We start from the raw sequence: 23,843 nt of genomic DNA on the forward strand, positions 1-23,843 counted from the left end.
CCCTATATAGAAACGAAAGTTTTTCCTTGAAGAAACTAAAGTTTTCCGTATAAGAAATTTAGAAAAACTGCAATAGGCTGATAATCAATTAAAGTACAAAAAGAAACAGCTACCCTTTCCATTCTCGGATTCTACCGAGATATGGCCGCCATGCAAGGTGATTATTTGCTTACAGATGCTTAAACCGATACCCGAGCCGGAGGGCTTGGTGGTAAAGAAAGGTACAAAAACCCGGTCGATAACCTCGGGTAAGACACCGATACCGTTGTCTCGCACGGTAAAGACGAGTTCGTTTCCCTCCCGCTGAGCCGCCACGATAATCTCGGGGTTTGGCTTTTCCGCACAAGCCTCACAAGCATTCTTCAGTAAGTTCAAGAAGACCTGCTCCATCTGCGCCCGATCCGCGAACCATTCCAGAGGCTCGTCCGGCAAGCGGAAACGGATAGAAGGCTCAGGGCACAAACGCCTTAAATCCGAAAAGAAATCTTTCACTAAGATACGGGTCTTTACCGGAGAGGCGATCCGGGTCAATCTCCGGTAATTCTCAACGAAATCCAGCAACCCTTTACTCCGGCGATGGATGACATTCACCCCATGCTGGATATACGAACGATTCCGGACATCATCCGGATCTGCTTTACAACGTTTACTCAAGGTCTCGGACAACGAGATAACGGGTGTGATGGAGTTCATGATCTCGTGCGTCAAGACACGGATCAATTTCTGCCAAGCCTCCATCTCATTCCGCTCCAAGGTAGAATGGATGTTCTTCAAGCTGACGATCCAACGCTCGCAACCTCGCAAGTCGATACGAGTGGCATCGATCGCCCAATCTTGCGGAACGGATGGTTTTCCGTAACGCACCACCGTCTTCCCCGCCTTGATAGCCTCCAAGAACTCATTGGGTAACCGACACCTCGTATCCAGCAACGCGTCGGCGGCCCGGTTCTTCCATTCAATAGCCCCTTCCCTGTCAGTAACGAGTACGGCAGTGTCCACCTTATTCAACAGACTCTCAAAATACTGCCGCCTTACCTCCTCGTCCATCAATCGGCCACGCAAAGATCGCAGGGCCTCGGACAAATCGTCCGCCAACTCCCGCATCACCTTATCCTCGTAAGGTGAACGAACGATCTGGATCAAGTCTTGCTGCCGCAAGCAATCCACCACATAACGCCAATACTTCACCTGCCGCATCTGTATGAAATAAAGATGAATCGAGAAATACAAGATCGCGATCCCGCAAAAAGTAGGACAAAAAATAATCTCCTCATGCACGCAATAGAACAGGAGTCCCGTAGACAATACGATGCCTAGGATGTGCGAGATGACCGTGAACGCATACGATCTCATAAGCCGAACTTCTCTATTTTGCGATACAAGGAAAAACGGGTGATACCCAATAGCTCGGCGGCATAGCTCATATTACCGTTGCTTTGCCGCAAGGCTCGCTCAATGATTTTCCGCTCGGCTTGTTCCAGATTCAAATCAGGGTCCAGCTCCTTCTTCCGCTCGTAAGAGGCTGTATAGAGAGGGAAATCATCCGGTCTCAGCACCGTACCCTCGTTCAAGATCACGGCTCGCTCCAAAACATGCTGCAACTCCCGGACATTACCGGGCCAAGGGTATTTCATCAGCTTACTCCCCGTCTCCCGGCTCAACCCTTTGATCGTTTTCTTGTATTTCCGGCTATACAGCCTCTGGAAATGATCGGCCAGCATCAAGATATCCTCTCCCCGCTCACGCAGCGGTGGTATGGCTATCTCTATGGTATTGATCCGATAGAGCAAGTCTTGCCGGAAACTCCCCTCGCTCACCAGCTGACGCAGATTGGCGTTGGTGGCGCAGATCAAACGGACATCGATCGAGATCGGTTCCACCGCTCCCAAACGGGTGATATGACGTTTCTCTATAGCTGTCAGCAATTTAGATTGCATCGGCAAAGATAGATTCCCGATCTCGTCCAGAAAGAGCGTACCGCCGGAAGCCATCTCCATACGTCCCGGCTTGGATCTTCGGGCATCCGTGAAGGCACCTTTCTCATAGCCGAACAACTCACTCTCAAATAATTGTTCCGGGATGCTTCCCAAATCGATCGTCACGAAAGCATCGTCACGCCGGGGCGAGTAATGCCTCAACAAACGAGCCACCAAATCCTTTCCCGTACCGCTCTCGCCGGTAATCAATATATTCGCGTCGGTCTCCACAAGTTTGTAGATCGTGTCTTTTACCTTCAGCATAGCCGGCGACTCACCTATCAATTCCGGCAATGTGTCGTCCTCCTTCATGGCTTTCATTTGCTCTCGCAAACGTCCTACCTCCTTACGGGAATGGCTCAATCGAATGCCCGACGAGAGGGTAGCCAGTAACTTCTCCGTTTCCCACGGCTTGGAGATGAAATCGGTAGCTCCTACCTTAATGGCCTTGACCGCCTTCTCTATATCCGAATAGGCCGTCATGAAGATCACGACCGCTTGCGGATCGATCTCCAAGATTTGTCCCAAATACTCAAAACCCTCCTGCCCGCTCACGGCATCCCGATGGAAATTCATATCCAGCAAGACCACGTCCGGTTGAAACGTCCGCATGAAATACTCGATGCGTGCCGGTTGTGTCGTTACCTTCACCTTTTGCATGTACGGCTCCAACAGTAAGTTCAATGCGAACAACACATCCTTATTATCGTCGATGATCAATATTTTCCCCTTTTCTTCCATACGGACAAAGATAAAGGGAATAAAGACAGCTTGTACGTGCATTATCGCACAAAAAATGTACGCTATCGCACTACATGAAGAAATACAGATTTTTCTATGATTCTATTTTCTAATACGTTACATTTATGGCATAATATTTGAGTCGGATTCAGCGAAATTGAGTCATCAGCGATATCATCAAAAAACGGAATTGCCATGTTAATACATTACTGTGTCATTGCCTTCAAAAACATCTGGAAGTATAAAGTCAGCGCCTCCATCAGTATCCTAGGGCTGGCTTTCGCCCTCGTCTGTTTCGTGCCCATACTCTATTGGATGGATCATGAGACCACTTACGATTCTTTCTACAAGGATTCCGAATCCATCTACCGTGTCTATAGCGCCGAGAAACAATCCGGTAAAGTGAACAAAGGAGCCTCGAAAGGTATCGAGAATAGCTTACGAGAGCAAGTCCCAGCTATCGAAGCCTCCACCACGCTTATGCTTTCAACCGAAAACTGCCGTACCCAAGCGACTCCTTATATCCAAATGAATATGCTTTATACGGACAGCACGTTCCTAGAGGTATTCCCGCAAACTTTTGTTTGTGGAGAAATGAATCATCCGCTACAAATCGTAAACAACATGATCTTGAGCGAACGTACGGCGGTCCGTCTATTTGGCGACGCGGAAAAGGCGATCGGGCAACCGATACACACCTTGATGAGAGCCTCCTTACCTCCCTACATCGTCACGGCTGTGGTGAAAGACCCATCACCCCATACCAATCTACCGTTCGACGCGATCATCAACCATAACATGATACAGCATTTCTCCCAGTTACCTCCAGAGGCACAATGGAGCTTCTTCGTGATGGACTTATACGTGAAACTCCATCCAAGCTCAGACCCAAAAGCCTTCGCCAATCAACTAAAAGAGCTACCTGAACGTATCGGGGTGAACAAGGAGATCGAGTTGCGAACACTCCCCATCCGTGAGATCCGGCATCATCTGAATGAAGATACACCCTTCACCTTAAATTTCATCGGCTTGTTTGTCGTATCTGGTGCCCTATTATTGTTTGCCGCCCTCTTCAATTTCTTGAATTCCTATATGGATCTCTTTCGGCAACGTGTGCGGGAATGGCGTTTACGGACGGTCAACGGCGCAACGAGAAAGCAATTGATCGAACAAATGTCTGTCGAGCTAGGCTGTTTCGTACTTGCATCCTTGTTGGTAGCCTTGATCTTCATAGTCCAAGTCAAGCCGCTTTTCGCCCGATGGCTGGAGATTGATTTGGAGATGGGCCGGTTCCTGTTTCTTTTCGCAGGGGTAGGTATAGGTACATTCCTCATCCTCCAATGTGCAGGATTAGTATTCTTCGGGCAGTTCAGCCATACGGCAACCACCTCGCTCGTTCCCAAAGAGACAGTCAAACCCCTTTTGTTACGCCGCATGGCCGTGACCTTACAATTGATGATCAGTATCCTGTTCATCGTAGCATCGCTGGTTGTCATGGAGCAAATGCGATTCGTAAATCAAAAAGATTTAGGTTTCGACCCAAAAGGCCTTATCCAACTATCCGGCTTCGTAGACGTATCCGGGAAAATAGAATCCACGTTGATGCAAGAGTTAAGTGCCCTGCCGCAAGTCAAAAGTTTCACCGACACGAACTTTAAGCCTCAACATCATGTCGATCCCATGGCGATCTTCACGAATGTGGAATGGGAGGGAAAACCGCTGGACACAAAGGTGGACTTCCACCTCTATGGAACCGATCACCGATTTGGTGAGACCTTCGACCTAAAGATGTTAATGGGCCGGTGGTGGACAGAAGGCAACGAACTTAGTGTCGTGCTCAACGAGTCGGCGGTTCGTGCCATGGGCTTACAAGCCCCAGTCGGCAGCATCATCCGTATGCCGTGGTGGTCAGATTTCAGCGTGATCAAAGAATACGAGATCGTCGGTGTCGTCAACGATTTCCATGCGCTATCTTTCCGGGAAAGTATTCATCCGATGCTATTCATTCCTTCGGGTGGACTGGTGAATAATCTGTATATCCGGGTCATACCGGGCGAGGAAGGAAACATCGCCCACCATATCACGGAGCTACTGCCCAAGATAGACCCGACATTAGCGGATACCCGGATCACCCCGATCGGAACGCTTTACGATCAACTGAACCAATCCGAGATCGTCGGGCTGAAAATATTCTCGTTCCTCGCTTTCGCCTGTTTGCTAATCTCCTTGTTCGGCATCTACGCCGTCGCTACAGCCTCCACGAAACGGCGGCGTAAAGAGATCGCTATCCGGAAAGTAGTAGGCTCGAAAGCCTCCGAGATCATTTTCTTGTTCTTCAAGGAATACATGCGATTAATTGTCATCGCCGGAATCATCGCTTTCCCGATCAGCTATCTCGTCATGAACTACTGGTTGCAAGGCTACGCCTATCGCATCCAAATCCAGATCTGGTGGTTGGTGGGAATATTCATCACCATTACCAGCATGGTTCTAGGTACGATACGTGAACAGGTATGTAAGGCAGCCAATGAGAATCCGTCGGAAGTCATCAAGAGTCAATGAATGCCTATGAAAACTACAGACTATTCACGATCAGCTTGATAATACCAAGGATTTTATGTAAGTTCGCGATTCCTAAATATATAATAGAATATGGAACATCCATTGAATATTTACAACACGCTTACGAGAAAGAAGGAGCAATTCATACCCCTGCACGAGCCGCATGTAGGTATGTACGTATGTGGCCCCACGGTTTATGGTGACGCCCACTTGGGACACGCACGTCCGGCGATCACGTTCGACTTGCTATTCCGTTACCTTACCCACCTAGGATATAAAGTGCGTTATGTACGTAATATAACGGATGTAGGGCATCTGGAGCACGACGCCGATGATGGGGAGGATAAGATCGCCAAGAAGGCACGGCTAGAACAGTTGGAGCCGATGGAAGTGGTTCAATATTACCTCAATCGTTATCATCAAGCGATGGATGCGCTGAACGTACTTCCTCCCAGCATCGAGCCGCACGCTTCCGGACATATTATCGAACAAATCGAGTTAGTCAAGAAGATTCTGGATAACGGCTACGCTTACGAAAGCCAAGGCTCCGTCTATTTCGACGTTGAGAAATATAATAAAGATCATAAATACGGCATCCTCTCGGGTCGCAATATCGAGGATATGTTGAATACGACCCGTGCGTTGGACGGGCAGGACGAGAAGCATAACGCCATCGACTTCGCCCTTTGGAAATGCGCCCAGCCGGAGCATATCATGCGTTGGCCGTCTCCGTGGAGCGACGGCTTCCCCGGTTGGCACTGCGAATGTACCGCTATGGGCAAGAAATACCTCGGGGAGCATTTCGACATCCACGGGGGTGGCATGGACTTGATCTTCCCGCACCATGAATGCGAGATCGCGCAAGCCGTGGCTTCCCAAGGGGATGACATGGTTCATTATTGGATGCACAACAATATGATCACCATCAACGGGCAGAAGATGGGTAAATCATTAGGTAATTTCATCACACTGGAGCAATTCTTCACGGGTGATCATCCCTCCTTGCAACAAGCGTATTCCGCCATGACCATCCGTTTCTTCATCCTGCAAGCGCATTACCGCAGCACGGTTGATTTCAGCAACGAGGCTTTACAGGCTGCCGAGAAGGGCTTGTCACGCTTGATGGAGGCATACGGACATTTGATGAAGTTGAAACCGTCCGCTACCTCTACCGTAGACACGAAAGGTCTTCGTGAGAAATGTTTCGAGGCCATGAATGACGATTTGAACTCACCGATCGTGATTTCTCATCTATTCGATGCCGCCCGTGCGATCAATTCGATAAAAGACGGTAAGGCTACCATAACCGAGGAGGACCTGAAAGAATTACAAGAGGTATTCCACTTGTTCTTGTTCGACATCCTAGGTATGAAAGACGAGGCTTCCGCCAGTGGTAACAGCTATGAGACTTTTGGCAAGGCCGTAGACTTATTATTATCCATCCGCCAGCAAGCCAAGGCGAATAAAGACTGGGCTACCTCCGACAAGATCCGTAACGAATTAATCGCGATGGGATTCGAGATAAAGGATACCAAGGATGGTGCGGAATGGAAACTAAGCAAATAATCCACCAAGCGAATAGTAAGAGGTTATGACAATCCATGAATTTCTTCAAGGCGATAAATTCGCCTTGCTTGCGGGCGTTGAATTATTAGAAACGGGCAACGGTTACGCCAAGGCGCGTATGCTCATCAAGCCCGAACATTTAAATGGTGGAGGCGTATGTCAAGGTGGGGCGATCTTCACGTTGGCGGATCTGGCTTTCGCCGCGGCGACTAATAGCCACGCACGCCTGACATTATCCATTACCTCAAACATCAATTTCTTTAAGGCGGAGAGTAAGGGATATTTATATGCGGAAGCGAAAGAAGCGTTCAGCCATAAGAGACTGGCGAATTGCGAAGTCCGTATCACCAATGAAGCCGGAGAATTAATCGCGACTTTTAATGGTACAGGTTACCGCAAAGACACGGAATTACCCTTCACTCCGTTGGTTTAAAAAAGAAATTCTATAAAAAGCGAAAGCCTTTGGGGTTTGTTCCCAAAGGCTTTCGCTTTTTTATGCTTATACGCAACACATTATAAATCAATCTAAATAAACAATATGTCATAAACAAATTATTCACATGTCATAACCTCTGCCTTTATGAGCCCCCTTTATTATAAAACATCTTTTATATTTGTCTACATCAATGCTACACGATCATGATAACTACCCTATCAATATAAAAAGCTCTCGCCCCAGCTCCGTGATGAGCTGGGTGCGAGAAACACAAGCCTATCTAAAAAGCTTTCATTTCTTCTGCACCACGATACGGCAAGTAAGCGGGGCACGCAGGTTATAGGAGTCTTTATAATAGACCTCGGCCGCCCCGATCTTCAGTTTCGCCCGGATCTTTACCGGGATATGGTTCTCGTCATCACCGATCCAAACCTCCGCCGCTTCCTTGGCTTGGGAAAATGCCTCATCGTAGATATCGATATAGAAATGACGGGTACGGAATTTCGCCTCCTTATGCTCGACGATCTGTTGTCCCGTATAGCGGAAACGAGCGTTCACGAGCTCCCGGCCGATAGCGATCATGAAAGGGAACTCCGCACCATAACTCATCGTCCGCCAATCCAGCGAACGGAGATACATCGTAGCTCCCAGCATATCGAATACACGTCCTTTCGCCATTAGCATCGTGTCGATCTTCGTCTCCTTTAATGTATGGCGATGCGAGTGGATATCGATCCTACCGCTTCCTTGATACTCAAACTGGAGATTATCCACCAGATAGTAGTCTCCCTCGTTCGTGCGCTTCGAGCTGAACAAGAGCCGAGGCTCCTTTGAGTAATGGCAATCCATCGTATCACGCATCCTAAAGACTTTCTCGATCACTCCGGCAGAGCGGAACAACAGGTTATAATGCCATGACGGCGCTCCTTGGTATTCCGATTCTTTCACGGAAAGGGTAGCCAATCCGGCCTTCGACATGATCAGCCCCCATTTGAAATAAAGATCGTAATCCACCCGTTCCCCATGGGATAACGGCAACGTTTGTGCCCGCAAAGACGTAAGACTCGCTACACACAAAAAGAAAACGCATATATACAGTTTAGAAGCGCAAGCCGCCCACACCGCTGTTCCTATTGGACGAAGACTGTGTTCCCTCATTTTTGTAATCTCTTTTCTTTTTCGTTAGCTCTTTCGGTTTATTCTTCGTGATATCGATCGGTTTCTGCCGTTTCATCGGTGTAGCCTTGATATTCCAAGTCTCCTCCACTTGCCAGTTCTGCATGATATTGAACATCTTCGGGCAATAGAAGACAAGCTCCGGCTGCCGTTTATCGGCGTAATTACCGGTATCCCAGACACCGTTATCATTCACGTCTAATACTAAACGGGCATAATATTTATCCGGTTTCAAGTCCATGAAAAGCACGCCGCCATCTTTTACCTTCACCTTACGGATCGGCTGGTCGCTGCTATTCAATAATTCCACGAAAGCGGTAGTATCCGATCCCTCGATATTGATATATAAATGCCCGTACTCATCTTCTTTCTTAATCTTGAATTCCCCGCTATACACATCGTTCCATTTACCATAGGCACTGAATATCGTGGCGGAATCTACTTCCAAACGGAATTCCTCGCCATATTTCCACGGGCGCTTGATGAAGAAATTCAAGGAATTCGTCGTATCCGGGAAGAAATCGAAGTCAACGGCTTCCCAAAGCGTATCCACTTTCTGATCCAGATAAAAATGATCTTTCGTTAACCCCGCTACCGGTTCGCTAAACGTAACAGCGACCGTATCATACAGGTTGATGGAACCGGAAGCGTTTACGTTCATTCCCAGAAACTCGATGGGTTCCGGCTCATCGTCTTTTTTCTTTTTCTTCTTCTCCACAGGACGGCGACGCACGGTAAATTGTACCGTATCGGTCTGCGGACGAAGTATATTCATGGAATCACTTTTCAGGTAATTCACCTCCACTTGTAGCGTATCTTGCTTCCAGATCAAAGAATCGGTCAACCAGTAATGCACGGCTTTTCCTTCCTCCGCTGTCTGCAAGAAATACCAATTGCTATCCGCCGGGGTGAAATTCAAAGGAACCGGTACCGGAATAGTATCCAAGGAGGTATTGAAACGCAAGGTTAGTATTTTCTCATCCGTACGCTCCGGCTTCAACATATATTGACGCTCTACTTTCTCCTTAAACAGGCGCAACTCGATATTGTCCGGCATAAAATGGGTATAACCGACTGTCATCACCGTATCGATCGTCAAGCTATCTTTCCAAATCGTATCTTGACGGGTCGTCAACTCGAACGCGGGGACGATCAAGGAATCGTAAAAAGCGATCTGCTGCCCGGGCTGACTGTACTTATAGGAGCGCATCACATCCTCCAAGGCATAGATCCGATAGGTCCCCGGGGCCATATTACGAATCGTAAACTCTCCCTTGTCGTTCGTACGGGAAGTACGGACAAATGGGATCGTCGTAAAGGCGGAATCCTCCAGATTCGTATGCACACCGATCGTAATACCCGGCATAGGCTCCAGATTCTCGGCGTTCAGCAAGACTCCGGACACCTCCATACTGTCGATGGATTCGCCGGTAGAGAACGCGAAGGAATAATTCTCCAATACATTCTTCTCATTATTATCGGAGATCGAATTGGTAAAGTCTATCGTATAGGTCGTATTCTCCTTCAACGTATCCATCAGCTCGATGACCGCCTTCCGGCCGTTCGCCCGGATAACGGGTTGCTCCATTTGGGGTGGAGTGATGATCACGTTCTCGGTAGGCTTATCGATCTGGATCAACTCATCAAAAATAATCTCCACCTTCTTTCCCTTATAGTTCATCTGGTTAGGCAACGGCGTACTGCTTACGAACTTAGGCGGGGCCTCATCATAAGGCCCCCCGTTCGGCGAGGCTATATTCGCGCACGAGTACAGCACGGCCAACAAAAGTACTCCTATAAAGAACCGTAAACTATTTCTTACGTATTTATCTTCCATTCAATCTTCATATTTCAATTGAGGGACAAAAATAGGGAAAAATCCCGTGAACGATAAGGATATATACGCTAATTAATCTATACAGGCCACCTAAATTAATTGAGTTATCATAAATTATCTTCACCTTATTGTCATTTTTCTCTCCTAAAGAATATCATCGCGGCTCATCCGGAAAAAAACATCAGCTTGTTTTCCCGAAAACACGTACATGTTTTTCGGAAAACACGTACGACTTTTCCAAAAAACATGTACGTGTTTTTTCGAGTCTGGTTATCAATCTCTTACAAAACGGTAATTCACATCGAGCTTATTGTAAAATAAAACACCCGAAATAAGGCAGATACCTAATTAAAAACAGTATCTTCGCGATAGATGGAAGTATAACCAAATAAATAGAGCAACTATGTCAGAAGTATCAGGTATCGAATTGGAGAAAGATGCGGCAGGGAACAACAGCTACGTTCGCATCGATTTAAAGAAATATGGGGATATGATCAATCCTATATTGCAACGATTGGGAGTAAACCTATCGGATAGTAACCTTGATGAATTTGAACGAGATTGGAACAAAGGATTGAGCATCGAGGAATTCAGACAATACGCAAAACAAGAACTAAGAAAACATTTCTATGAAAAAAACGCACAAAGAAAATAACACAAAAGTTATTATCCCTAAAGAAATAATCACTTATCTGATGGATTTAGCCGACACCTTATTTGAGAAAGATTATTATTCATACATTGAGTACGCAAACATACTTATCGATGATATCCTCGACTTCACCCACACTTTACCTCATGCGCCACATTATAACCTCTCCCATACAGCTGAAATGAGGTTCAACCGATACGGGAAAGATTTGCAATACGCCTTTTTCAAACGAAAAAGCAGTAAACATACCACATGGTATGTTTTTTTCAACCGGAAAGGTGATCGATATATTATACGTTATATCACCAATAATCATAAAGACGGCAAGTATATAAGAGCTCCTTTTACCGAGGAGGATTAACACTCCGTTTCAGCAGCCTAAACCCAATCCGGCAATACAAACACTTTCGCTTCTCGCAATATTCTCGTTTTAACTGGATGAGTGATTGCGTATCACCAGCGTTATGGACTTCGATACCGGATTGGATAAAAGCGGTTACGATATGATTGCGTTCCGGCGGGATACTCTCCAAGAGGCGGGTCGCACGCAGGCAATACTCAGGAAGTTTATTTCGACCGCCGTAAGCGAATAGCAGAGGGACTACCGTATTTATTAACAGGATATTCAAGGCATTCTCCCCGATCATTTTATCTTTTTGCACCGAGGCGTATTGGAAGTGATAATGATTCTTCCAATAATCCGAGGGTTGGATACGGAAATAATCCTTGATCTCTTTAGGAGAAGAAGCGGACAGGATCATCGAGAACAACGTATCGTACCGATGCCAGATAGCGGACAGTTGCGCCAACTTCACATGCGGGAAGTTGGTCGGACGGATGCGAAGGCTTTTGAACAAGGAGTCATCCAAAGGCTTGAGGCCGAACTTATGGCGGAGAAACTCATATTCCCGCCTCAGCAGACGGTAGTAATGGCAGGAGCCCTCTTCCGAGAGCATACCCGCTTGTCCGAAAAGCATCGCCTCTACTTGCGACTCGCTAGCCCTTTGCTTTTGGATATATCGCAGGGGGAGGCTTTTCGCCAACCACTCGAAAGCGTCGCTATTCACGCCAAAGCCGAAACTACGGGTCAATAGGATATAGAATACCTCGTTCCAATCCTCTTGGTACTGATCCAGCAGACGGTATATATCCTCTGTCTTTCGTTCCAGCCGCTCACTGAGCAAGGTATCCATCCATGAGGCCAGATGCACGGAGTCCACATCTTGAATCCGCTCAAGACAGGGGACGGGCACCTCTCTTGCCAATAACCAATCGATATTTTTCCGGGCAGGTTCCGGAACGGGTAATATCAATTGAGGAATAGGCTCACCGTTCATCCGGCAGATGGATGCGTCATTCACACCTGTTACATGCAAGATAACGGAGTCATATGCCTTATCCGAATCGTGATGATGCAGCAACCAATCGGAAGCTTTTTCGTGGATCTCCACGCTTCCGGCCCATACCGTGCCGTCAATCTTTATCTTGGCGTTGAAGAAGTCGGGACCGGCGTCGGTGTTTTGTATTCCGGGATCGATAACAGCGATAGGAAGCCCCTCGGTGGTAGCCAATGAAGTACTCGCGTAGAGTTTGTATTTCCAAACATAGTGTAATAAACGTTCCATATTCTTTCAGAGTTAAGATTTTGGATTCAAATGTAATTCATTTTCTGTATATTTGCGACATTAATTGAATTAAAGTATGAAAATTGCACTTATAGGTTACGGGAAAATGGGCAAAACGATCGAGCAGATCGCCATCCAAAGAGGACATCAAATTGTTTCCATCATAGATATCAATAACGCTGAGGATATATATTCAGAAGCGTTCAAGAGCGCCGACGCGGCGATTGAGTTTACTACCCCGGCTACCGCTTTCAATAACTATATGAAATGTTTCGAGGTAGGCGTGCCGGTCGTATCGGGTACTACCGGATGGCTGGACCGTATCGGCGAGATCAAGGAGAAATGCGAGAAAGAGGGCAAAACCTTCTTCTACGCCTCCAACTTCAGCATCGGCGTAAATATCTTCTTCGCCATGAATAAGTATCTGGCGAAAATCATGAACAACTTCCCCTCCTACGACGTTAAAATGACGGAAGTCCACCATATCCACAAGCTGGACGCACCCAGTGGAACAGCTATCACGTTGGCCGAAGGAATCTTGGAAAACATCGATCGTAAAGACCGCTGGACCTTAGAGAACGCCGAGAGCGCGACCGACCTGCCGATCCACGCTATCCGTGAGGGTGAGGTTCCGGGTATCCACGAGATCACGTATGAGTCGGACGTGGATACGATCAGTATCAAGCATGATGCCAAGAGCCGTGCCGGATTTGCGCTAGGCGCCGTAATAGCGGCAGAGTTTACCGCCGGAAAGAAAGGTTTCCTAGGCATGAATGACTTATTCAAATTCTAAACGTATTAGCTAAAAGATGAAGAAGTTCACGAAAAAACAATGGATCAAGTTTAGTATAGCGGCCGTATTATACACGTTGTTCGCTATCTGGATGCAAAACTTATGGTTACTGCTGGGATTAATCGTCCTAGTCGATATATTCTTGACGCACTACATCCCTTGGGGAGCTTGGAAACGGTCTAAGAACCCGGCGGTACGCAACGTATTGGAATGGGTGGACGATATCGTATTCGCGCTGGTAGCCGTTTATTTCATCAATTTGTTCGTCTTCCAGAACTATCAGATACCGAGTTCTTCCCTAGAGAAATCCTTGCTGGTAGGAGATTACCTGTTCGTCAGCAAATTAAGTTACGGCCCTCGCGTTCCGAACACTCCGATCTCCTTCCCGTTGGTACAAAATACGTTGCCTATCTTAAACTGTAAATCGTATCTGGATTGGCCGGAATGGGGCTACAAACGGGTGAAAGGTTTGGGCCATGTGAAACGTAATGATATCGTAGTGTTCAACTTCCCCGCGGGCGACACGATCGCCGTGAAAGTGCAAAACCCGGATTACTACTCCTTGGTCGAGGAGTACGGACGGGAACGTATCTTATTGGATAAGGCCACGTTCGGCGAGGTTATGTACCGCCCGGTCGACAAACGGGAGAATTACGTGAAGCGTTGTATCGGTATGCCGGGTGATACGCTCCAACTCATAGACAACCAAGTGTACATAGACGGTAAACCCGCCGAGAACCCGAAAGATATGCAATTCAACTACTTCATCGAAACAGACGGTTCCCCGATCACAGAGGAGCAATTCCGTTTGATGGACGTAAGCAAGGATGACCGTATGCTGGCCTCCAGCGGCGGTTATTACCAGAACCTATTGTCATACCTAGGCTTTACGCCTAACGCAAACGGACAGTACAACCCGGTATATCGCCTGCCACTCACGAAAAAGGCCTTGGCGATAGCGGAGAAGTTACCTACCGTGAAGAAGGTTATCATCGAGCCGGAGACGTTGGGCGGCCCTACCTATCCGGTCGGATACAATACCGGCTGGACCCGTGATAACTTCGGGCCGCTTTGGATCCCGAAGAAAGGGGCTACCATCCCGTTGGACGAACGTAATCTGGCGTTGTACAGCCGTTGTATCAAGAATTACGAGAACAACACCTTGGAAGTGAAGGACGGCAAGGTCTACATCAACGGCAAGCCCGAGACTTCCTATACGTTTAAATACGATTATTACTGGATGATGGGCGATAACCGCCATAATAGCGCGGATAGCCGCTCATGGGGTTTCGTACCGGAGGATCACATTGTCGGCAAGCCGATCTTGGTTTGGCTATCCTTGGACAAGGATCGCAGTCTGTTCGACGGTGGTATCCGTTGGAACCGCCTGTTCCGTTGGGTGCATCCGGATTAAGAGGTGAAAACTTCGTATTATGACAATCCAACGATTCCTGATAGTTCTCATGAAATGGCTGGCAGCTTTCGCGCTAGCCGCGGGGATCGTCATGCTCATACGCCTTTTCTGCATAGAGTCCTATCGCATCTCCACGGACTCTATGGAAGAGGCTTTGCATAAAGGGGATTATATCCTAGTCAATAAAATACCGGGGAAGAATAAGCCCGTCCGGGGCAAGGTCGTGCTTTTTACCAGCCCGCTCTCTCGAGATTCAGCGGATGCTCCCTTATTCATCAGCCGATGCATCGGTATGCCGGGCGATACGATCCGGGTCAGCATGGACGGATATACGATAAACGGGCAGAAAATCCCCCGCTCTCCTCGCTCCCTCTGTTCCTATTTCATAACACTGAGCGCCAAGGAGACGTTCTTGGAGACGTTAGAGAAGTTGGACATCCCACTTAGGGATTTCAGGCAGGAAAGTTTCGGCTGTATGCTCAGCCTCACGGCTTTCGAGGAATATCAATTGAGGGAGGAATTGCCCGACGCCATAAACCGTCATTTTATCGGGGAACAAATGCAAGAATACATGTTGATCGTCCCCCGGAAAGACCGGGCTTACCCGCTGGACGCCGCCTCGCTCACCGCCTGCAAGGAGATCATCATGCGGGAGACGGATGGTAAAGCTTCCTTCCGTGACGGAAAGTTATATCTGGACGGGCGGGAGACTAATTTCTTCTTTTTCCAACAAGACTACTATTGGGTACTGTCCGATAATACCAACGAGGCGGTAGATTCCCGCCATCTCGGTTTCATACCGGCCGACCATATCGTCGGCAACGCTTGGCTCTGCTGGTACAGCCCCGACAAACAACGAATCTTTAAACCCGTTCATTAATCATGCGACCTGTATATATAGCGACCGCCTATCTAGGCCCCATACAACAATATTGTAAGATGCTCCAATACCCGGAGGTCCGTATCGAGACCGCCGAGAATTACGTGAAGCAAACCTATCGTAACCGTTGTTCCATCGCCGCCGCGAACGGCCCACTCTCCCTATCCATCCCCATCGTCAAGCCGGATACCTTGAAATGCCAGACCAAGGACATCCGTATCTCCGACCACGGAAACTGGCGGCACCTACACTGGAACGCTTTGGTATCGGCCTACAATATGAGTCCGTTTTTCGAGTATTATGCCGATGACTTCGCTCCTTTCTACGAAAAGAAATACGAGTTCCTCCTCGACTTCAACGAGGAACTGCGCCGTCTAGTCTGTGACCTGTTGGATATGCAACCCGCAGTCGTCTACACCGAGCATTATGAGCCAGAGGTAGCCAACGATTTCCGGGAAACGATCCGCCCGAAACACGAAGGGGAAGATCCCGCCTTCCACCCGGAACCTTATTATCAAGTATTCCGGGAGAAATTCGGATTCCTCCCCAATCTGAGTATTGCTGATTTGCTGTTCAATATGGGCCCCGAAGGACTCGTTACGTTACGGGCATCGATTACCGGATCTCTTTAATCGCTTGTATCAAGGCTTCCATATCTTTCGGGAAGATATCTCCGATATTACCGATACGGAACGTATCCGCATCCGAGATCTTACCCGGATAGATCACGAAGCCTTTCTCCTTCAGCCGTGCGTAGAACGAGGTGAAATCGAAATCCGCGGAAGGATATAAGAACGAAGTGATAATAGGCCCTTGGGCATCATCGGGCAGCAAGGTCTTGAAACCCAATCCACGCATACCTTCCACCAATATCTGGTGATTCTCTTGATATCTCTTATAACGAGCCGTGATACCGCCTTCCTCGTTCAATTCCTTCATCGCTTGGTAGAAAGCGTGAACCACGTGCGTCGGAGACGTGAAACGCCATTTGCCTCCCCCTTTCTCCATCGCTTCCCACTGGGCATAGATATCTAAGGAAAGCGAGCGGGCATTCCCCTTCGTCGCCATCAATTTATCTTTTGGGGCGAGGATAAAGCCGAAGCCGGGAACTCCTTGAATACATTTGTTCGCGCTACTGACCAAGAAGTCGATACCTAAACCTTTCACGTCGATAGGGACACCGCCAAAGCTGCTCATCGCATCCACGATAAAGGTAATCCCCCGGCCCTTGATCACCTCGGCTACCTCCTCAATCGGATTCAACAAACCGGTCGTGGTCTCGCTATGTACCATTGAGAGATGCGTGATACCGGGATGTTCCTCCAAGGCACGTCGGGCTACCTCGCCGGTTACCAGTTCCGTCTCATGCAAAGAGACCAGTACGTAATTGATATGATAATAATCGGCGATCTGCGCCATACGTTTGCCATAAGCACCGTTAGCGAGGATCAACAATTTATCCTCCGGACGGACAGCAGCCCCGATCGTAGCCTCCACACAATACGTTCCGCTACCTTGCAGCAGGACACTGGTGTACTCATCCCCGTCCAGTCCCGCTATCGCCAGCAAGCCTTTACGGATCGGGGTAACGATACCCTCGTTATAATCCTTATCCCACGTACACCAATCTTGAAGCATGGCCTCACGCACCGTCTGCGACGTACTCAACGGGCCCGGTGTCAATAATAAATAGTTTCTCATATGATTGTTTTATTCTATTCGGTTATCAAGCTTAATTCCTGTTGTTAATCTTCTCGATGCAAGCGGGCAGCTCGGCGATCGTATCCAAGACGAAATGAGCCCCCGCCGCCAACATACGCTCACGCACCTCTTTCTTCAGAGATTCCCATTCTTCCGCCGGACGGCTGTTATATTCCTCCTCGCTCACGCCCATCTCGTTGCTACCGGTCACGATACCGACGCTCCATACCTTGGCGTTCACGCCCTCCTTAATATCAGCGATCGTATCTCCTACCTTCACCACTTGATCTACGGAAGGAATCGCTAAATCTATCATATTCTTATAGATCATATACGGGGCGGGGCGACCGGCCGGGACCTCGTTCGGTGTCACCAGATTATCTACCCTATATCCTTTGGCCTCGGCTCCGGGACGGACAATCTCCATCATCTTCGCCGTGTACCCGGTCGTAGAGCCGATCTTTATACCTTGCTCGCGAAGCATCGCCATCGTCTCCAAGACTCCCGGTATCGGAGTGGTGAAATCCTTCAAGGAAGCGAACAAATGTTTCTCGAAACTAGCGTACATCTCATCCACGTCCCCCTTGTTCCAGTCCCTCTTATACAAGGCACGGAACTTCTCGTTCACCTCCGGCATGCTCAAGATCGCCTTGATATGATCGATCTTCAAGAGACCCATCGGCTCACGGGCCTGCCGGTAAGTGATATCAATCCCTTTCTCTTCCGAGAATACCTTGAGAAAAGCGTTCAGTGGAGCGAAGCATCCATAATCCACGGCCGTACCGGCCCAATCCATAATGACACCTGAAATCTTCTTCATATTCTGTATGTATCGTATTTAATAATTTTCTTGTTTAAGCGATCGTAAGGACATTGTTTTCGGTAGGTTCAAGAGTTGCTATTTCCTCGCAGCCACATAAAGCGGTCTCCTTGCGATAGCGTTGCCGCAAATATACGAAGGAAGCGACAAAAGTGGCGCAGCAAAAGATCCCTACATATCCGGCAAGTTGGTTATAAAATACCTCCCAGTCCAATCCCGTACCCACGAATTCCTTTAGCACCAATACCAGTATCGTACCCGTGTACCCCAGAAAATCAGTTAAGACAATAAAGAAACCGACGTTTCCCCGTATCTTGAAACAAGCGATGAAGCGATCGAAGAAAATCGTCTGGAAGGTTAAGTAAGCCATATACAGGCAAAGGCTCTGCAAGAAAAGCCATGTCACCGGGCTCAATCCCATCCGCTCCTGCCCGAACGACACGAACGCCATGACCATCATGCCCGTAATAATCAAACCGTACAGGATTGAAAGCGCCTTAAAATTATCTTTCACGAGCACCATCAAACCAAAGATCGCCAAGATAGTCAAGGTCACCACGCTATCTATTTGCGTGAACAACCAAGGCGAGTAACCGGACATATCGATGATAGTCACCAAGAAGTCCTCCTTGATATCCCGCAACACCACGATCGTTATATTCGCCACGAAAAGCATCGTCAAGAAAGGCATGAAGTTCTTGAAAAGCTCCCAACGCTGCCGCCCGTTCAAGGTCTCCCGCTCCGACTTCAAGGCGATATCCTCCTCCGTAGGCTGTGGAAGTCGGTTCAGCGCATATCCCAACAAGGCTAGCAAAGGCAATGCCACCGCCCCGATCAAGGCGGGCATCCAGAACTCGCTGACCTGCCACGTATCCATTACGTACAAGCCGACAGACTTCGCCGTACCGGAACTGATCACCATACTTACGCCCAACAAACTAGCGAGGACATCCGTCATCCTACGTCCTTCTATAAAGCTGAAAATAATCCCCCACATACATCCCAGCGAAAGCCCGTTCAAGAACATCGCCGCTATATTATAAGGAGCCGAGAGCAACCCGAAGAATACCAACGAAAGTTCCGCCATCACCACGGACATCAAGATGAACCGCAAACGCTCTTCCCGCCGCAACTCCGATATCAACTTAATTCCCATGAACTTCGACACCACGTATCCCAATATCTGCACGATCGTGACCGCCACCTTATAGTCCATATTGAATACCTCCAGATCCTCGAAAGCGGCAGCCGTATACGGCTTACGCAACATATATACCAAGGAATAAGAAAGCAAGGCGGCCCCTCCGGCCCATAGGATGAAAAGGAGATCGGAAATCCGTTTCCGGGATGTTTTATTGCTCTGTATCGCAGTGTCCATAATCTTCTGTCGTTTTATTTTCGAAGGCAAAAGTACAGCCGCCATGTTACAGACATATTACTGAACCCATGAATGTATATTATTAATACCCAACTAGGAATCAATAAATTATAAAGAAATATTTATGTAACATTCATGAAACGGAAACGCAACATATGTCCTCTTATTTTGTAAGGTAAATCAAGAATATAAACACATGAACAATCTTCAAGAATTCTACCGAAAGATCGAATATCTACGAAGCAATGGGGTTAAGATGAAAGAGATAGCCGACTGGATCGATATGGCTCCCAGCATATTGTCCTCCCTATATACGACCGTATTGCCGAATTATTTCGAGGGCATCAAGAGTTACCCGCCGGAAGAAGCGCTGGACTCGGCGCTCGCCCTAGTGAATAACGTGTCGAAAAAACGTTTGCTTTCCCATATAGAGGAGATGATCCTTCGCCTAGACCAGATGGAGCTCGCCGAACCGGATAGCCTAAAAGATAATCCTTTCGCCAAGCAATTGATGGAGGAGACACGGCTCTCCGCCTCTAAAATAGAGGCTTTCAAAGGAATCTATACCAGTTACAGCCTTTCTTCCTCCTCGGACTGCCTCAAGATGGAACCCTTCCTACTCTCCCCCTCGGATAATCAAGTCCGTGTAGGGCGGATCAGCGCTTATGGAGAGGCTCAATGGGGATTCGGGATCATGCCCGATCCTCAGAATTTCCATTGCATGCTGAACGAGAACCAAGCGCCCCAATTCACGATGGTAACGATATACCTGCAAATACCATTTTTCAAGAATCCCCGCCAATTACGAGGATTATACATCGGGCAGGATTATAATCGTAACCCGATTGCCCGCCGAATCCTTCTTATCAAGGAATCAGAAAGCACGGAGATCGATGAATTCATGAGCCGGAAAAGCGGACTGATCGATAAAGAAGATTTTACCCCGGAACAACAGGCCTACTATGATTATACTTGCCAAACAGGAGATTTTATCAAGATGTGTACAGTCCCATCCCTGCGGATGGACGAGAGTGATTTAGTCAAAGAAAAGAAGATGCTAACCCTATAAACCAGTAGAGACGGGGCATGCCCCGTCTCCCACCATCCCAATAGAATAGAGACTGATTATTCCTTCTGGAACTTCCTGCTCACCTTCAAAAGGTTCGCCGTAAAAGAAACCACGTTCTGGGCCTCTTGTACCATGTTCAAATAAACCATGCTCACCTTCGTGCTGCCGGACTGCCCTTGGATACGCTTCAACTCCCCTTTCTTCAAGGCGGTAAGTTGGTTCATCAAGGTAATCGACTCAGCGATCAGCTCCTCAAAACCAATATAATCGTTTTTACGGATCATAGTAGCGCAATTTCTCAAGAAGGAGATGATTTGTTCAGATACCTTACCAAAATCATCTTTCTGTACCGGACTCAACGGGCTGAAATTATTATCGATATGATCTTTCATCGGTTCTGCTAAGCGACGGATACTGAATATGATCTCGCTGGCGAAGTCATTTCCTTGATAATAATAAAGCCCCTTCTCCACGGCGATATCGTGATCCAATTGGGTAACGCCAAGCGTACCGACACGTTTCACTTGCTTCAAGTGAATCTTCTTCTCCTCCACGGCAGTCAAGACCTTGCGCAACTCACGGAGGTTCTCATTCATGAATCCATTTACCGCCTTACCGAATACTTCCGCCGTAAAATCCAGATCGGATTGTAATTCCTCACGGCTATGCTCGCGGAACAGTGCCAAAGCCTCACGGGTATCCGTAGCCTTACGAAGTTTAGACACCGTAGAATTCACCTCCTCCTTCAATGCCTCTTTCCGCAATTTAGCCTTATAAGCGAAGTGGCTACGAACCAACGAATAGATCGCCAAACCAATCATAGCGACCAAAGCTGGAATACCTCCCCAATAAATCAAAAGAGCGACGATGAAACAGATCGTAAAAGCAGCCCCTGCCGTAATGAACCAACCACCTATCACGGACAATACGCCTGTGATGCGATATACGGCGCTCTCACGCCCCCAAGCACGGTCTGCCAACGAAGTACCCATAGCGACCATGAAAGCCACATACGTCGTAGATAAAGGCAATTTCAAGGAGGTTCCCAAAGCGATCAGCAATCCGGACAAAACCACGTTCACCGAGGCACGTACCAAGTCGAAGCTAGCCTTGTCATCCATGATCATCTCGCTTTGGTTGAAACGGCTATCAATCCAGTTCTTAACCGGAGTGGGCACGATACTTAATATCGTAGCGGATATATTACTGCAATTCCGTACCAATACCCGTGCGACAGGCGATGTACCGAAAGACTCCTCTCCATCCGATTGACGAGACAGATCCAAGGAAGTCTTCACCACGTTCTGAGCCTTTTTGGAGGTAGCCAAGGCGATTACCATCACGACCCCGGAACCCACCAAGAAATACCAAGGTGTCTGGGCCGGTCCCAACAAGGAGGTCATCAAAAATGTATCCGTGGTAGTGGTCCCTCCCTGCGCCATCAAGTCCATATAAGAGGAATAGCCAGCCAAGGGGACTCCGATAAAGTTCACCAAGTCATTCCCGGCAAAAGCCAACGCCAAGGCAAACGTACCCATCAAAATGACTACCTTGAATACATTCACCTTCAACCAATGCAATACCTGCATCAAGATCGTAAAAAATACCATACATCCCAAAACGATCATCCCCGTATTGGCATACACCATATCCTTGAACTCACCCGTCATAAAAGAACTTGTCTTCAATCCCTTTATCAGCATAAAGTAAATGATGGAAGTGGCCGCTAAACCTCCGAACAGACCAATAAAATATTTAGAGCTTTTCTTATAATTAAACGAGAACAAGATCCGGGACAGATACTGCACGATCACACCAAAGAAAAAAGCGATCGCCACAGAAAGAAAGATACCCAGAATCACGGTAAAAGCCTTTTCGGTATTCAGCAGATCCCCCAATTGCAAAGCGCCTGAAGAACTAGCGATCTTTACCAAAGCGATCGCTACCGTTCCACCCACCAACTCAAACACCATGGAAACCGTTGTCGAGGTCGGCATACCTAACGAGTTAAAAATATCCAGTAGCACCACATCCGTAAGCATAACGGCCGCAAGGATACACATGATCTCCGAGAAATAAAAATGCTGGGGTTGATAAATACCATGCCGGGCGATATCCATCATACCATTGGATAACGCCGCTCCGACAAAGACTCCCACAGCAGCGATAGCGATAATAACTTTAAAGGATGCGGCTCTCGCGCCGATAGCTGAATTCAAGAAATTCACGGCATCATTACTAACACCGACCGATAAATCTACGATGGCCAATACAAACAAAAATATGACCAAGAACAAATAAAATGTTTCCATACTGATTGTTATAATTCTTGCGCAAAGTTCTGAAACAATTATTTCGCATCCGTTACATACATATTACAATGATGTTACAACCTGCGGATTAGATTCAAAAACAACCAGATATGAAATTAGGTTGAAATTAACATCAAGTATTTCTCTTTTAAGAGAGAGATCCACTAAGGGTTTTTATATACATTTGCGACTATATATTTAGAAGGGAAATAAGTTAACAAGATTCTAGTTACTTGGAAAAACACTCCAAAGAAATAATGCAATGGGTCTGTGAAATCGCGCTATCCGATTCTCAAACTGCTTTTAAATCGCTTTATTTAGCCTATTTTCAGAGGCTAATGCGGTTTACATCCCTTTATGTGCCTTCCTCTGTAGAAGCTGAGGAAATTGTCTCTGATACATTTCTAAGTCTTTGGAATAATAGAAAGTCATTACCGGAGATCTCTAACTTCGATTCTTATATCTATGGCATAGCCCGCCACAAAGCCATCAGCCTATACCGGACACAGCATATGGAGAAAGTCCAGATCGATGAGAATACGATCGATTTATTTGCGCATACCGATACTACGCCCGAGGAAGAACTTATTTCCAAAGAATGCATCGATCATTTAAATGAGGCGATCAATACACTCCCGGATAAATGCAAGATGGCTTTTAAACTGATCCGTGAAGATAAGATGAAATATAAGGATGCGGCAAATATCCTAGAAATATCAGTAAAGACATTAGAAGCCCACATCGCCACGGCAGTCCGAAAACTACGGGAATCTCTAGCTAAAGAAATAAACGACTAATCTATCCACGTTCCCTCTTTGTAAAGACGTAGCGTGCCACATCTCTACAACGGCCGGTGTATATACCAAAAAAAGGAGCCAATCTTTCGACTGACTCCTTTCACCTAA

The 23,843-nt window shown here is 47.4% G+C and carries 20 protein-coding genes; 11 read left to right on the plus strand and 9 right to left on the minus strand.

The genetic code is table 11. From position 1 onward, the window contains the following. Positions 1 to 84 precede the first annotated feature (84 nt). Positions 85 to 1,353, minus strand: a complete 1,269-nt coding sequence (locus DW033_RS15795; protein WP_005864013.1) for a PAS domain-containing sensor histidine kinase — start codon at positions 1,351 to 1,353, stop codon at positions 85 to 87. After that, entirely contained in the window at positions 1,350 to 2,717 is a 1,368-nt protein-coding gene (locus DW033_RS15800; RefSeq protein WP_199712373.1) for a sigma-54 dependent transcriptional regulator, read from the minus strand. The genes DW033_RS15795 and DW033_RS15800 overlap by 4 nt, the downstream gene beginning before the upstream one ends. Positions 2,718 to 2,912: 195 nt before the next feature. On the opposite strand from DW033_RS15800, the gene DW033_RS15805 reads away from it, so the two are divergent. The 3 genes from DW033_RS15805 (at position 2,913) to DW033_RS15815 (ending at position 7,278) form a co-directional block, all read left to right on the plus strand. Then, entirely contained in the window at positions 2,913 to 5,279 is a 2,367-nt protein-coding gene (locus DW033_RS15805; RefSeq protein WP_122382920.1) for an ABC transporter permease, read from the plus strand. 90 nt (positions 5,280 to 5,369) lie between these two features. Then, entirely contained in the window at positions 5,370 to 6,845 is a 1,476-nt protein-coding gene (gene cysS, locus DW033_RS15810; RefSeq protein ID WP_048928467.1) for a cysteine--tRNA ligase, read from the plus strand. A 25-nt stretch (positions 6,846 to 6,870) separates the two neighbouring features. Continuing rightward, the gene (locus DW033_RS15815; protein ID WP_005864005.1) at positions 6,871 to 7,278 is read left to right on the plus strand and encodes a PaaI family thioesterase; all 408 of its coding nucleotides are present in this window, start codon (positions 6,871 to 6,873) and stop codon (positions 7,276 to 7,278) included. A gap of 294 nt (positions 7,279 to 7,572) precedes the next feature. Here the strand turns inward: DW033_RS15815 and DW033_RS15820 are convergent, their stop codons facing one another. Further along, entirely contained in the window at positions 7,573 to 8,439 is an 867-nt protein-coding gene (locus DW033_RS15820) for a DUF3108 domain-containing protein (RefSeq protein ID WP_005860674.1), read from the minus strand. Further along, complete coding sequence (locus tag DW033_RS15825; RefSeq protein ID WP_122382921.1) at positions 8,381 to 10,294, minus strand: Ig-like domain-containing protein; 1,914 nt, start codon at positions 10,292 to 10,294, stop codon at positions 8,381 to 8,383. Before DW033_RS15825 ends, DW033_RS15820 begins: the two co-directional genes overlap by 59 nt. Before the next feature lie 403 nt (positions 10,295 to 10,697). Between DW033_RS15825 and DW033_RS15830 the strand changes: the two genes are divergently transcribed. Then, on the plus strand, positions 10,698 to 10,949 hold the full coding sequence (locus tag DW033_RS15830; protein ID WP_005864002.1) for a hypothetical protein: 252 nt from the start codon (positions 10,698 to 10,700) through the stop codon (positions 10,947 to 10,949). Next, the gene (locus DW033_RS15835) at positions 10,924 to 11,307 is read left to right on the plus strand and encodes a hypothetical protein (RefSeq protein WP_005864000.1); all 384 of its coding nucleotides are present in this window, start codon (positions 10,924 to 10,926) and stop codon (positions 11,305 to 11,307) included. The genes DW033_RS15830 and DW033_RS15835 overlap by 26 nt, the downstream gene beginning before the upstream one ends. Here DW033_RS15835 and DW033_RS15840 read toward each other — a convergent pair. Continuing rightward, on the minus strand, positions 11,291 to 12,571 hold the full coding sequence (locus DW033_RS15840) for a DUF2851 family protein (protein ID WP_122382922.1): 1,281 nt from the start codon (positions 12,569 to 12,571) through the stop codon (positions 11,291 to 11,293). The two genes, DW033_RS15835 and DW033_RS15840, sit on opposite strands and share 17 nt — an antisense overlap. 76 nt (positions 12,572 to 12,647) lie before the next feature. Here DW033_RS15840 and dapB point away from each other — a divergent pair, with 76 nt between their 5' ends. The 4 genes from dapB to DW033_RS15860 are packed head-to-tail and all read left to right on the plus strand — an operon-like array spanning position 12,648 to position 16,290. Then, complete coding sequence (gene dapB / locus DW033_RS15845; protein ID WP_005860661.1) at positions 12,648 to 13,364, plus strand: 4-hydroxy-tetrahydrodipicolinate reductase; 717 nt, start codon at positions 12,648 to 12,650, stop codon at positions 13,362 to 13,364. Positions 13,365 to 13,380: 16 nt separating this feature from the next. After that, on the plus strand, positions 13,381 to 14,778 hold the full coding sequence (locus tag DW033_RS15850; RefSeq protein ID WP_005863994.1) for a S26 family signal peptidase: 1,398 nt from the start codon (positions 13,381 to 13,383) through the stop codon (positions 14,776 to 14,778). 19 nt (positions 14,779 to 14,797) lie between these two features. Continuing rightward, positions 14,798 to 15,658 carry a signal peptidase I gene (gene lepB, locus DW033_RS15855; RefSeq protein ID WP_005863992.1) on the plus strand — a complete coding sequence of 287 codons (861 nt, stop codon included), beginning with the start codon at positions 14,798 to 14,800 and terminating at the stop codon, positions 15,656 to 15,658. Between the two features lie 2 nt (positions 15,659 to 15,660). Continuing rightward, positions 15,661 to 16,290 carry a WbqC family protein gene (locus DW033_RS15860; protein WP_121962220.1) on the plus strand — a complete coding sequence of 210 codons (630 nt, stop codon included), beginning with the start codon at positions 15,661 to 15,663 and terminating at the stop codon, positions 16,288 to 16,290. Here DW033_RS15860 and phnW read toward each other — a convergent pair. The 3 genes from phnW to DW033_RS15875 are packed head-to-tail and all read right to left on the minus strand — an operon-like array spanning position 16,274 to position 19,557. Beyond that, a complete protein-coding gene (phnW, locus tag DW033_RS15865) occupies positions 16,274 to 17,359 on the minus strand; it encodes a 2-aminoethylphosphonate--pyruvate transaminase (protein WP_122382923.1) in 1,086 nt (361 codons plus the stop codon). The two genes, DW033_RS15860 and phnW, sit on opposite strands and share 17 nt — an antisense overlap. Before the next feature lie 31 nt (positions 17,360 to 17,390). Beyond that, entirely contained in the window at positions 17,391 to 18,179 is a 789-nt protein-coding gene (phnX, locus tag DW033_RS15870; protein WP_005863985.1) for a phosphonoacetaldehyde hydrolase, read from the minus strand. Between the two features lie 34 nt (positions 18,180 to 18,213). Continuing rightward, positions 18,214 to 19,557 carry a DUF5690 family protein gene (locus DW033_RS15875; protein ID WP_122382924.1) on the minus strand — a complete coding sequence of 448 codons (1,344 nt, stop codon included), beginning with the start codon at positions 19,555 to 19,557 and terminating at the stop codon, positions 18,214 to 18,216. A 196-nt stretch (positions 19,558 to 19,753) separates the two neighbouring features. On the opposite strand from DW033_RS15875, the gene DW033_RS15880 reads away from it, so the two are divergent. Further along, the gene (locus tag DW033_RS15880; protein ID WP_009276618.1) at positions 19,754 to 20,626 is read left to right on the plus strand and encodes a hypothetical protein; all 873 of its coding nucleotides are present in this window, start codon (positions 19,754 to 19,756) and stop codon (positions 20,624 to 20,626) included. 56 nt (positions 20,627 to 20,682) lie between these two features. Here DW033_RS15880 and DW033_RS15885 read toward each other — a convergent pair whose 3' ends face one another. Further along, positions 20,683 to 22,938 carry an inorganic phosphate transporter gene (locus tag DW033_RS15885; protein WP_044545184.1) on the minus strand — a complete coding sequence of 752 codons (2,256 nt, stop codon included), beginning with the start codon at positions 22,936 to 22,938 and terminating at the stop codon, positions 20,683 to 20,685. 257 nt (positions 22,939 to 23,195) lie between these two features. Between DW033_RS15885 and DW033_RS15890 the strand changes: the two genes are divergently transcribed. Beyond that, on the plus strand, positions 23,196 to 23,735 hold the full coding sequence (locus DW033_RS15890; protein WP_005860644.1) for an RNA polymerase sigma-70 factor: 540 nt from the start codon (positions 23,196 to 23,198) through the stop codon (positions 23,733 to 23,735). The last annotated feature ends 108 nt before the right edge of the window (positions 23,736 to 23,843 follow it).

This window comes from Parabacteroides sp. AF39-10AC (assembly GCF_003635405.1).
Taxonomy (GTDB): Bacteria; Bacteroidota; Bacteroidia; order Bacteroidales; family Tannerellaceae; genus Parabacteroides; species Parabacteroides distasonis.